This window comes from Campylobacter coli (assembly GCA_039516895.1).
GTDB classification, from domain to species: domain Bacteria; phylum Campylobacterota; class Campylobacteria; order Campylobacterales; family Campylobacteraceae; genus Campylobacter_D; species Campylobacter_D coli_B.
Genome location: CP154437.1, coordinates 792,190 through 804,879, shown reverse-complemented (window position 1 = coordinate 804,879; position 12,690 = coordinate 792,190). Strand labels below are relative to the sequence as shown.

The 12,690-nt window shown below is 29.1% G+C and carries 9 protein-coding genes, 1 tRNA gene and 2 pseudogenes; 3 read left to right on the top strand and 9 right to left on the bottom strand.

The window, feature by feature from the left end; genetic code table 11:
- Positions 1-2: 2 nt before the first annotated feature.
- From mtaB to AAID94_03965, 4 genes are all read right to left on the bottom strand, one after another.
- Positions 3-1,253: a tRNA (N(6)-L-threonylcarbamoyladenosine(37)-C(2))-methylthiotransferase MtaB gene (gene mtaB / locus AAID94_03980; protein XAK24680.1), complete on the bottom strand. Its 1,251-nt coding sequence runs from the start codon at positions 1,251-1,253 to the stop codon at positions 3-5.
- Complete coding sequence (locus tag AAID94_03975) at positions 1,250-2,821, bottom strand: mechanosensitive ion channel domain-containing protein (GenBank protein ID XAK24679.1); 1,572 nt, start codon at positions 2,819-2,821, stop codon at positions 1,250-1,252. The genes mtaB and AAID94_03975 overlap by 4 nt, the downstream gene beginning before the upstream one ends.
- Positions 2,818-3,873, bottom strand: coding sequence for a 3-dehydroquinate synthase (gene aroB / locus AAID94_03970; GenBank protein XAK24678.1), 1,056 nt, complete (start codon positions 3,871-3,873; stop codon positions 2,818-2,820). Before aroB ends, AAID94_03975 begins: the two co-directional genes overlap by 4 nt.
- 165 nt (positions 3,874-4,038) lie before the next feature.
- Positions 4,039-5,439, bottom strand: a complete 1,401-nt coding sequence (locus AAID94_03965) for a TrkA C-terminal domain-containing protein (protein XAK24677.1) — start codon at positions 5,437-5,439, stop codon at positions 4,039-4,041.
- Between the two features lie 29 nt (positions 5,440-5,468).
- On the opposite strand from AAID94_03965, the gene tgt reads away from it, so the two are divergent.
- From tgt to AAID94_03950, 3 genes are all read left to right on the top strand, one after another.
- Positions 5,469-6,599, top strand: coding sequence for a tRNA guanosine(34) transglycosylase Tgt (gene tgt, locus AAID94_03960; GenBank protein ID XAK24676.1), 1,131 nt, complete (start codon positions 5,469-5,471; stop codon positions 6,597-6,599).
- Entirely contained in the window at positions 6,589-7,359 is a 771-nt protein-coding gene (locus AAID94_03955) for a CorA family divalent cation transporter (protein ID XAK24675.1), read from the top strand. The genes tgt and AAID94_03955 overlap by 11 nt, the downstream gene beginning before the upstream one ends.
- Positions 7,360-7,414: 55 nt before the next feature.
- Positions 7,415-7,491 (top strand) — tRNA-Arg (locus tag AAID94_03950).
- A gap of 181 nt (positions 7,492-7,672) precedes the next feature.
- On the opposite strand, the pseudogene AAID94_03945 reads toward AAID94_03950, so the two are convergent.
- The 5 genes and pseudogenes from AAID94_03945 to AAID94_03925 form a co-directional block, all read right to left on the bottom strand.
- Positions 7,673-8,354 (bottom strand): annotated as a pseudogene (locus AAID94_03945) (hypothetical protein).
- Positions 8,355-8,770: 416 nt separating this feature from the next.
- Complete coding sequence (locus AAID94_03940; GenBank protein ID XAK24674.1) at positions 8,771-9,541, bottom strand: hypothetical protein; 771 nt, start codon at positions 9,539-9,541, stop codon at positions 8,771-8,773.
- 23 nt (positions 9,542-9,564) lie between these two features.
- Positions 9,565-10,850 (bottom strand): annotated as a pseudogene (locus AAID94_03935) (hypothetical protein).
- A gap of 41 nt (positions 10,851-10,891) precedes the next feature.
- Entirely contained in the window at positions 10,892-11,479 is a 588-nt protein-coding gene (locus AAID94_03930; protein ID XAK24673.1) for a hypothetical protein, read from the bottom strand.
- On the bottom strand, positions 11,479-12,642 hold the full coding sequence (locus tag AAID94_03925; GenBank protein XAK24672.1) for a hypothetical protein: 1,164 nt from the start codon (positions 12,640-12,642) through the stop codon (positions 11,479-11,481). The genes AAID94_03930 and AAID94_03925 overlap by 1 nt, the downstream gene beginning before the upstream one ends.
- Positions 12,643-12,690 lie beyond the last annotated feature (48 nt).

The window sequence follows — 12,690 nt, the reverse complement described above, 5'->3', positions numbered from 1 at the left end:
TTTTAGCCCTTTAAATCCGCAAAATTATGCTTTTCTTGCACTTCATATCGCTCTAATTTTAGCCATTCTTTTGCTATATCTTTACTGCTTTTAATTTTTATTTTATTAAAAAACTGATCATAACCCTCAAAAAAACCATCTTTTTGATTTTCAACCAAAATTTCAAGTGGAGTTTTAACCCTTTTTCTAAATTGATAATTATTGTTTTCTATAATAGCCTTTAAAGTGTTTAATCTTTCTTTAGCCACGGCACCATTTACAGTATCTTTCATAGTAGCTGAATGTGTATTGTTTCTAGGGCTAAAAATAAAAGCATGGATATGAGTAAGTGGGAATTCTTGAAAATGCTTTAAAGCCTCATCCCAAAGCTCCTTAGTTTCTCCTGGATGTCCCACGATAAAATCAGTCCCCAAAGCATATCCTTTGCTAGCTATGATATTAAAAAGCTTCAAGTCATTATCTGTATGCGATCTTCTTCTCATAATGCGAAGCATTTTTTCGCTTGTATGCTGCAAAGCTATATGCAAATGCCGCTCCATCCATTTTTCATCTAAAATTTCCAAAAAACTCTCATCAATTTGAGCGGGTTCTAGGCTACCAAGCCTTATGCGTTTTATGCCTGAAATTTGACCCATTTTTTGCAAAAGTTTGCCTAGTGTTGTTCCATTTTTAAGTCCATATGAGCCTATATTTGTTCCTGTTAAAACCACTTCGCTATAGCCATTTGCTCCTAAAATTTCAACCTGCTTTAACAAAGCCTTCTCATCAACACTTCTTGATTTTCCGCGCACACTAGGGATAATACAATAAGAACAAGCAAAATCACAGCCTTCTTGAATTTTAACAAAGGCTTTGGTGTGATTTTCATACTCACAAACTATATCTTTATCGATAAAATTTAAATTTCCAAGTTCATAGAAACTTGTTTTTAAACCCAAAAATTCATTGATTTTATCCTTGTTCGATGCTCCAAGCACACCAAAAATCTGTTTTTTATCCAAAAGCTCTTTACCTTTACTCACAGCACCACAACCCGTAAGTATAACCCTAATGCCCTTTTTTTGCATGGAGTTAATATAAGATTTTATCCCACTATCTGCACCATTAGTAACGGTACAAGAATTTACTACGATGATTTGTGCTTTTTCTTCATCATTTACGATTTCATAATCTTTTACATAGCTTTTTAAAAGTTCTGTATCGTATATATTAGTGCGACATCCAAAGGTTTTAAAAAAAACTTTTTCTTTCAATTACTATCCTTTGTATGAAAATGCGTAGAATTATAATGAGTCCCAAAAGGGGCTTGATTTAAATTTCCTAAATATAAATTTTGAGATGGGTAAGCTATTTTAATATCCTCATGCTTGTTAAATTCTTTGATAATCTCTTTGCTAATAGCGCTTCGAAGTATTAATGCTGCATAGGAATTTGTCATATACCAAGCAGATATTCTCATCCCCCAGTGTTCAAAAAAGACGAAAAATCTAGGCTCTACTTTAGGATTTCTTATGCTGTATTCATTTTGCAGTCTTTTCATTGTTTTTTTAGCTAGTTCAGTATAACCCTTTGCTAGGCGGTTGACAATTTCTTCAACTATAGCTTGCGCTTTTTCTACATTGGAATCAAAAGTAACACTAATATCTATACCATCTAAAATCGTTTTCATGCCATGATGAGTATAATTAGAAATTAGATTTGTAAAAACATAATTATTAGGTATGAAAACAATACGCCCTGCTCTACGATTTTTACTATAAGTTTCAAGTGTAATATCTTCATATAAAGTGATACGCAAAAAAGAAATATCTATAATATCGCCCACATAAGTAGTATCATTTTGAAAAACTTTCACACGATCTCCAACTCTAAAGCTTCCACCAAAAACAATCACACACCATCCAAGCATAGACATAAACATATCCTTCATGGCAATAGCCAAGCCCGCCGATGCAAAACCAAGTATAGTAACAAGATAAGTTATATTTTCTATATAGGCAAAAAGCAAAATAAGAAAAATGATATTAAGATTGATAAAATTGATAATCTTTGTTGCTGTATAATATCTTTCATTATCTTTTATGTATTTTTTAGCAACAAATTTTAACATAAAAGCAATAGCTACAACAATAACAATAGCTACGACTATATTAATCGCTCTTAAACCTTGCGCTTTGATTTCAGCACTTACTCTTGTGATTTCATCATCAATCTTTTTTTCATAGACAGAATAAGAAACGCTAGCAAATTTTAAAGCTTGATCAAACTCTTCAAGTTTTTTATCTGATGCTTTTAATGCTTCTATATTTTCGATATTTGATTCAAGATTGACTAATTCTTTAAGCTCTAAATTCTTTTCTCTAATTTTTTCTACCAAATTCTTAAAATCATTAAATTTAAAAGCATATTCTTCTTTTTCTCCTCTTAATTTTTTAATATGAGAAAAAGCTCCGATAATCGCCAAAGGATTAGTAAGTTTAGATAAAGTTTCTATATCTTCAGGCGCACTAAGACTATGAGCAAAATTTAATTCTTTATATTCTTTAAGCACATTGAGCTGTTCTTCTAAAGTTGCTATTTTTCGTTTTAATTCATCTTGCAAATGCGCATCTTCTATTTTTTTTAATTCTAGTTTTAAAATAATAAGCTCATCATTTATATCTTGGTATTTGATAAAATTTTCATAGCGTACATCCCAAATACTGGCTCCAATAACAGTGTCTAAATTGCTTATTTTTTCATTAATATTATTAATAATAGTGCGATTTATATCAGCAAAAGCAAAAAGACTAAAACAGAGCAAAAGAAGGATTTTTCTCATTGAAATTCTTTCAAAGTTTCCAATACCACTTCTTTAGCAATATCATCTTTTATCATCCCCTTGCCTAAAGAATTTGCAAGAATGAAATTTAATTTTTGATTAGAGCTTTTTTTATCCATGAAAAAAGCTTCATAAAACTCGTTGATATTTTCGATTTTATAATGCGTTGGTAAATTAAATTGAAGTAAAATTTTCTCTATTCTTTCACATTCTTCTTTGTTTAGCAATCCTAATTTTAAAGCCAAGCGATTTGCCATATTCATCCCAATAGCCACTGCTTCGCCATGTAAATATTGCTTATAGTCTGTAAAATTCTCTATCACATGAGCAAAAGTATGGCCATAATTTAAAAGCATTCTTAAGCCCGACTCTTTTTCATCACACTCCACAACTCTTGCCTTAAGCTCCACGCTTTTAGAAATGATTTGAGTAAAAATTTCGTTTTCGCAAGTCGCATTTAAAAAACTTTCTTCATCAATCGCTTCTATAAATCCAAGCAAATCTTTATCAAACATTGCAGCCATTTTGATAAATTCAGCCATCCCTGCGGCTAATTCTCTTCTACCTAAAGTTCTTAAAAATTCACTTTCACAATACACAGCTTTAGGTTGATAAAATGTGCCTATTAAATTTTTCCCAAAAGCATTATTTACCCCTGTTTTGCCACCTACTGCAGCATCTACACAAGCTAAAAGCGTAGTAGGGATATTGATAAAATCAATTCCTCTTTGGTAAATGCTTGCGGCAAATCCACCCATATCGCTAATCACTCCACCACCAAAGCTTATCAGTATACTTTTTCGGTTGAGTTTAGAATTAAACATTTGGTTTAAAATTTTTTCCAAAGTAACTAAATTTTTATATTCTTCACCATCTTCTATCGTCGCTATAAAAAGCTCTTTAGCTTTAATTTTAGACAATAATGTTTTTAAATGAAGTCCTGAAATTTTAGGATTTGAAAGTATAAAAACCTTAGTATCTAATTCTAAACTATCCAACTCATCTATATAAACCTTATAGGCATTTTCTTTTAAATCTACATTTATTTGCATTGTTCTACTTTTATTTTGAAATTAAATCTATTCTAGCAAATTAGGGCTAATCATTTTCTTAGTTCTAGGTTATAAAACTAAGAAAATTTAAAATAAAAATCTTTTTTGAAACACTAAAAATAAGCTCGCAAAAAACAGCGCTTTATTGCAAGCCTTAAATGATTTTCATTCTACAGGTATGAAAAGTTGATAATGTTGCCTCATTTTAGAATAATGCCTATTAAGATTGGTACTTAAACTCTTGCTAAATTCTCCATCTAAAAGCCCTTTTTCAAAACTCACAAACTGTAATAAATCTGCGCGGTAGGATAAAGATAAAATAGGATTTTCATCATTTTTACTGATAATCTGGATATTTTTATCATAAAGTTTAGATAAACTTCCAAAATACTCCTCCATATCCGTAGTATTTTGCAAATTAGGATTGTAATAATACAAAGTAACATCAAAATCAAGCTGCTTACTAAGATCTGTAATCACATTTGCATTATTTTCAAGTTCGGTTTCATCAGCACTTAAAATAACAGCATTTTGAATATTTTCAAATTTCCCCTCGCCTATTTTTAAAACAGGAATTTTCAACTCAAAAAAAGTTTTTTTCTCTTGTTCAAAATGTTTAAAATCTGTAAGAATAATACCTATGTCATTATTCTCTAAAAAAGAATTTAAATTTTTAAAATCCGTATTAAAAAAATCAAAAAATATACTTTCTTGCTCATCTGAAAGCTGCTTCATTCTATCGTATAAAGTGCCTAGCTTAGGATTGAGCACTCTTATGAAAAATTTCTTAGCATTGCTTCTTTTAACTAATTGTAATGTAGTATCTAATAATCTTTCTTGCACATCTTCACTCATTTTTTTCATATCAATAAGAGTAAAGATATTGCTTCCAAAAGGTAATGGAAATTGCCCTACTTTGCCTCTGATATTATGAAAAATGCTTTGAAGAACAACAGGATCACCTACAATCAAAATACTATCATTGGGCTGCAAAACAAAAGATGGCTTAACAAAATAAATTTTAGAATTCCTATAAATAAGCACTATACGCCATCTTTTTTGCTGAATGGAGCTAATATGTCTGTATGCAAAAATCGATCCTGCAGGAATTTTGACCTCCATAACTTCCCCAACACCCAATCCAACACAATAAGCCGTTAAAGCAATATCAGGCAACAAATCCATAAATCTTCGACTCAAAGTCATTCTAGCATCGGCTAAATTTGCATGGACATCGTTGATATTCAAACCCCAAAAATCCATTATTTCAATCTCTAAATTTGTATCTAAAGAACGCAAAGCTTCGTAAGTTTTTTTAGTTTCAAATTCATTTTGCATATAGATAAAAGCTTGTTTAAAAGATTTACTCATAAGAGTTTCAAGGCGAGCTGTGCTAGTAGGATCAAAATGATGAATTTCTATATATTCGTTATTTGTGCCCAAATTTATGCTTTCTTCATTTTGACAAACTATGGTAAAAAAATACCCCAAGCCTTTTTCAAAACAAAGCCTTTCTAAGAAATGCTTTGCTAAAATACCATCGATTATTATTAAAATATGATTCATTTTGCACTCCAAAAAGGAAATTATAACAAATGGAATTTAAATTAAAGCATAAAGACAACCTAGCTAGAGTATGTGAGATAACAACAGCTCACAGCACTTTTGAAACCCCTATTTTTATGCCAGTAGGCACAGTGGGCGCTGTAAAAAGCCTTGATGCTATCGATCTTAAAGAAAAGCTTAATGCAAAAATCATCCTAGCAAATACTTATCATATGTATTTACGACCCGGTTCTAAAATCGTAAAGCACTTTGGTGGCTTGCATGGCTTTACAAATTTCGATAGAAGTTTTCTTACTGATAGCGGTGGTTTTCAAGCTTTTTCACTTTCTGCTAATTCTAAACATTTTCAAGATGGTATAGAATTTAAAAGCCATATAGACGGTTCTAAACATTTATTTACTCCTAAAAGTGTATTAGACACCCAATATGATTTAAACAGCGATATTATGATGATACTAGATGATCTTATCGCTCTTCCTGCCACAAAAGAACGTATTAAAGTATCAGTAGATAGGACTATAAAATGGGCAAAAGAGGCGATTGATTATCACAAACAAATGCAAATTCAAGGACTAGGTTTAAAACAAAATATTTTTGGAATCATACAAGGGGGAATCGACTATGAAGAACGCAAGCGCTGCGCTTTAGCTCTCAATGAAATGGATTTTGATGGACTTGCTATAGGAGGACTTAGTGTAGGTGAAGAAAATGCTCTTATGTATGAAACTGTGGAAAATTTAAATCCTTTTTTAGATGAAAATCGCCCCCGCTACCTTATGGGGGTTGGAACTCCTGAGGATTTGGTTGAAAACATAGAACGAGGGGTGGATATGTTTGATTGTGTTATGCCTACTAGAAATGCTAGAAATGGGACTTTTTTTACAAATTTCGGCAAATTTAATATCAAAAGAGCTGAATTTATCAATGATCATGAAAGCATTGATAATGAATGCTCATGCTATACTTGTCGTAATTTCTCACGCGGATATTTAAATCATCTTTTTAAAGCCAAAGAATTAACCTTTTTTCGCTTAGCTAGCTTGCATAATTTACATTATTATCTAACCCTAGTAGCGCAAGCACGAGAGGCGATAAAAAAGTCTGAATTTAAAAAATTTAAATACGAATTTTACGCCAAAAGGCTAACTAATGGTATGTGATGAGAATTTAAGTAAATTTCTTGCAAATAAAAATTTAAATACCTTATATATGGATTTTTTAGGGCAAAAAATTTTGATTTTAAATTCTTACAACCCAAAAACTAAAAAGGGAAATTTTAGTGTTTTTGGATTTGAGGATGATAAAATATTTAAACTTGAAGATACTCAATTTAAACCCTTTTCTTTAAATGATTTTTTAAGTACCATTCGCACTATTTTAGAGGATTATAAAAATGAAAATACCCACTTTGAGTACATTCTAGAGCGCAAAGAAAATATACTTTTAAAGGGCAATTTGATTAAAAATTTTTTCAAGAAAAGCTTTATCCTAAAACAAAAAATCAATAAAAACTTAAAAAATATCTCCTTGCTTGATGAAGCTTTAAGCTCACTAGCGGGAACGAGTCCGCATAAAAAAGCTTTAAAGCCGATTAATTTTGCTGTTGGAATTGCATTAAAAAACAATAAAGAAATGATTACTAGACTGAATGAACTTCATTTACTAATGAGTGCGATTAAAAATGAAAAAATAAATCAAAGCTTATATTTTTTAAGCATATTATCTGCAATATTTTTACCTCTTAATCTAATAGTGGGTTTTTTTGGTATGAATACTAATGATTTGTTTTTAAGCAATGTCAAGAATGCAACTTGGTATGTTTTTGCTCTTATATGTTTTATTTTATTAAGTAGCTTGATTATTTATCGTAAAAAAAGAAAAAAAGAATTAGAATTTGAAGATAAGATCTTAAGCAAATAACCTAATTTTAAGAAAAATTTTTATATAATTACATCTTTAAAAATACAAAAAAGATGCGCTCATAGCTCAGCTGGATAGAGCATTTGATTGCGGTTCAAAAGGTCAGAGGTTCGAATCCTCTTGAGCGCACCATTACTTCTTAATATCATTCATTTCAATTTATCTCACTTAATAGCTTTTTATAAAAAAATCTAATTATATTACACCTGCTTAAAAAAGAATTGATATTTGTGTTTGACTAAAATTTAGCCCCTACTTCAAGTTTGGTACTAAAGTCTATATTATCTTTAAATTTTATGCATATAAGAGCCACACGATATTCTTCGGTATTGCCTAAACTATTATCCCCAAAATCTATATTGATGGCTATACTCTCTTTACCTGTGACTTTTAGTTCTCCATTGTGATCAATAACATGATCTTTTCCATAAGCGATTAGCAAAGTGTTAGAATAATCTCCCAAGGTATAAACCTTAGCACCATTGGCTACAATCAATTGGTTATTAGTTTCCTATGCGAATACCACTTACAGCTACACCACTAGATAAAATATCATGGTTTTGAGTGGCTGTGTTATTGCTACCATAGATATGCAAACCCACTCCGTATTCTGTAGGATTGTATTCTCTTATAAGCTATTTGCCATCTTTTCTAGCCATAATAACCATGATCGCTTTACCAGTTTTAAATATCGTTTTCATAAATAGAATCCCATAATAAAGTTTTCTATCAAAAACATAGCCTAAATCCTGAAGCAAGGCTAATTCTGCTTCCATATAGAAGTTATAATTACGCCAACTTTGGTGACTCATTAAAGAATTATCAAGCTCAATATGAGCCATATCTAAATAATCCCCTTTGCTTGGGTTTTAACTATTCTCATCTCCACTTGAGCTTTTGCTCATCATATACAAATGATCACTAAAAATGTTTAAAAAACCATCAATAAAACATTCTCCTAAATTTCCCTCACAATTACTGATTAAAGATAGCATACCCAAAGCATGAAAAAGCTCATGAGTGAAGGTGGAAAAAGTATCAAATTGATTTCCATTTTTAGGTAAAGCAGTAGGATAAATATTAATATGCCCTAAATATTCTACATCTTCTTTAGTAAAAAACCCTTCTGCTATATCTATAAATTCTTGTCTGATAGTATCTATACTTTCTCCTTACAATACCCTATTAAACACAGGATCAACTTTTCCCTTGATTTCATCTCTTTATAAATCTCTCCAAGAATGAATATGTATCTTATTTAAAAAACCTCTTAATCATAAGCCAAACCTACTTTTATTCATTAAAAAAAACAAAATAACAATTAAAGTATGCGCGAAAAACTTTTACATATAAATCTTTATCTTATAAATTCCTCTTGAGCGCACTACTTTAATTTTTTAGTTTATTATCCTCACCTCACCCTTAAATTCATCAACATTGAAGTAAGAGTATAAGCTTTATCCTTGTTTGACTTTAAATATAAAGTCTTAATATTATTTTGCGTTAAAGCTTCTAAAATCTTTATGAGTTCAAATTTATTTAAAGTCTTAAAATTATTAAGAAGTTTTAAATAAAGTCCTAAATTCATTTTAAAATCTAAATCCATGTATTGATTTTCAATATTTTGAATCTTTTTTTCATGGATATAAAAATGATTATCTTTAAAATAAAAATAAGAATTTAAATTTTTATCCTTCAATAAAAGATTATAAAAATTTAAAAGACTTTCTTTGCTGTTTAAGTCTATAAAATTAAGATAAAAATTCTTTTCTTCTAAAGCTAATTTTAAAGCATTAAGATTAGTAAAAGAAGTATTAAGATTTTCATCATTCTTTAAAGCATAAACGACATTTTCTTGTTCTTGTTTTTGAGTGATAGCATATTGTAATAAAGGGTTTTTATAGTATGTATCACTATTGATTAAAACATTGATATAAAAAGCTTCTTTGCTTTTTTGAGTTAATTGAAGTAAAGATAAAAGCGTAGAAGGGATATAAAAAGAATCAAGCTTTAAGTTTAAATACTTATCATAAGTATTTATATAAGTTAATTCTTGATTAAAATCTAAAGGCTGTTCTTTTAAATTTAAAAGCATTGTTCCGCCTAATCCTAATAAAGCTAGATTTTTAAAATTCTCTAAAGCTTTTCTTTTTTCTAAATCGATTTGAAGTGTTTTTTGCATTTGTTTTTCCTTTCTTTTGTGGTTTAATCTTTGATATTATGTTCTTTAGCATAAGCTAGTATCTTAGCTCTAAGTTCCCTTGGGAAATTATATCTATAAATAGCAGGGATTCTTGGATCAAGGAGTTTATCAAGCTTATGTCTTTTATAAATAATTTCTAGTCTTTCAGGGCTATAGTATCTTGGAGCATTAGGATAACCTTGAGGAGGAGTGAGGGCTGCGAGTTTGGCACTTAATACTAAAGTATCTCTATCTAAAGCAGCTTGTTGTTCACTCCATTCATTTGGAGTATCTACATCAAATCTAGTTACCATTCCATTTTCGTATCCATCCATAGCATCATCAAATTCTTTCCTGCTTTCAGAAGTAGAATCCACATCTCTTGGATCTTTTAATTTACCTTTTTCAATATCATTATATAAAGCCCAAATGATTCTACCTTCTTCATCAAGAGCAAATTTATATCGATTTAAATCAATCACCCAATTTACTCCCATAATCTCATCTAAAAAAGGTAGCATACCAAATTCATCAGGCTGTATAGTTTTAGCTAAATCTTTTACCAATTTAGCCCTTAAAGGATTTTTATGTATCCCTGCCATACCTATACCTATTTCTAAAAGATTATCAGCATAATTATAAATTCCTCTTTTTATACCTAATTCTTCATATCCTCCACCTGTGAGTTGAATATATAAAATAAAACATTGTATCATTCTAGCATTAAAGCCATGATTTTTAGAACGCACAAAATATTCAGGTTTTCCTAGTATTCCTGCTGCTATACCCCATTCTTGTCTAAAAAGAGAAGATTTTAGGGTTTCTTTATTATTGTTAACTTCATCATAAATATAGGCGTATTCTTCATTGATTAAATTTCCTTTTTCATCTACATTACAATATGCTTCATAAGGTATATCTATAACAGTACTTCTAAGTCCACTTCTTATAATTAAATATTTATATCTTTCTCTTTTAGTTTTTAAAGATTTATAATAAGCTTTTTCTGCTTTAGTCCAAGGAGCTATAGCTCCTTTAATGGGATCTTTTAAATATATGCTTTGCCATTCTTTAAATTCAAGCAAAGTGGATTTTTGCCCTGTATAAAAGTTAGGATCTAGATATATTGGTTGATAGTCTTTGTAGGGGAGTTTTTCATAATATAATAAGATTCAAAAACCGCTTTGGAATATTCTTGAGTATAATTGCCTGTGGGTTTAATATTTTCTTTAAATAGTATTTTATTGGTATCTTTTTCCACATCTAATGTTAATCCATTGGGTGTATAAATCTCATAAGTTTCGCTCATTATTTATCCTTTGTAAAATCCAATGTAAAATCCAAATAAACTCATCTATTAATCTTTCCTATCCATCTTATAATATTACCCTTATCATCAATCTCTACTTCTAAATCTTTGTATTTGTTATAAAATTTAGGAGCTAAGATTTCATTAAAATATTTTGTGCCTTTGGGGGTAATAATTGCATTAATATTATATTTATTCCAACTACTTGGAATATCCCAAGAAGCAATACAAAAATCATCTATATAAAAACACTCTTTATTGATATAATTATCTAAAAAATATTTCCAATTTTTATCTTTATCTTTAGTATAAGCTGATAATGTATTTTGTTTTTCATCGTTTATATAAAAATCAATTAAATCATGTAGAAATAATTTTGTAAATACTTTTACAAATTCACCTTGATAATCTTTTGTATAAAGGTTAAAAATCATAAAAAATTCTGCATAATCACTACATTCTAAGAAATCGCATAAAAAACTATACTCTATAATCTCTGTTATATCATTTTTATTTACTTGTTTATGTGTGGAAAATATATCAAGAAATGAATTTATATGCAAATCAAGCAAGACATCCCATTGTGGAAATAATTCTGCATTTATAGTTTCTAAAACTTTAAATTTCATTAAGGTTTTCCTAGGTTATTAATATGTATTTTATAATCTTTATTATTAATTTTAGTATCTATCGTGGGCATATTGTCACTTTTGTTGCTTGAATAATTTCTCAACATTAATCTTGTGTCATCTTCTAAAATTCTTATAATTCTAATTCTTTTACTATTTGTTTCCACTATTTCTTTTTGATAATTTTTTGTTAACTTGTCCCATAAAACCATCAATTCATTTATATCATCTACTAAATAAATTCTATTGTGAGATTTTTTTAATTTTTTAATTTCATTTAAAATTTCATCCTTTGTCAATGATTTTTTCTTAATAATATTTTTTGCATTTTTGGGATTTTTCACTGCGCCAAGCATTGCTAAGGTATCACCGATAATGCTGACATTTTCAAGTGAATTTGAAATATCTTCCACTATACCTTCTAATGGGGTAAATAAAGGCTTTATGGCTCCGCTTGATGATTTTTCCCATTCTTTAAATTCATCAAATACTATCTCGATAAACTCTCCACTGCCATCTTGTGTTTGTATTCTTATAACATTATCAGGGATGATTTCTTGAGTATTGTTATAGTTTTCATTGATGTGAGCTTGTGTGGTATTTGTATCATCTTTTATATTATCACTTATAAGCATATCTTTATTATTTGCGTTAAAATAATCCTTAGTATAAACATTAAAGCAACACACATTTTCATTATCAAGCCACTCATCTAAACCTTTTGCAATTTCAAAATCAATCTTTTGCATTTTAGAAGGAGTTAAAAAAGTTAAATGATATTCGTTTAATTCTTTCTTATCTTCTAAAGAATTTTTAATGATTTTATCATATTCATGTAGCTGTGTAAAATACCCTGCTCCTAGATCTTTGTTTTTAAATTCTTTATAAGCACTTTTATAAACTTTGGCAATGTTTTTGGGGATAATGAAATAAAGCTTGATTAAATTAGTATCAAAGCTAAGATTTAATTCTTTAAATTCATAATCTTTACTAAAGTCTTGTTTAAGAGTATTTAGTACATTAATATCATTTAAATTGAATAAATCATTTTTAGATAATTCTAATTTATCTAAACCTTGTTCGTTTTGATATAGGGTATCGTTTAGATATAAATTAGTGATTAAAAGATTGTCTTTTTGATATTTGTGTTCTTTATAATACATTCTTAATCTAGCTTCTTTTAACTCTATTTGATTTTTACTTTGTTCTCC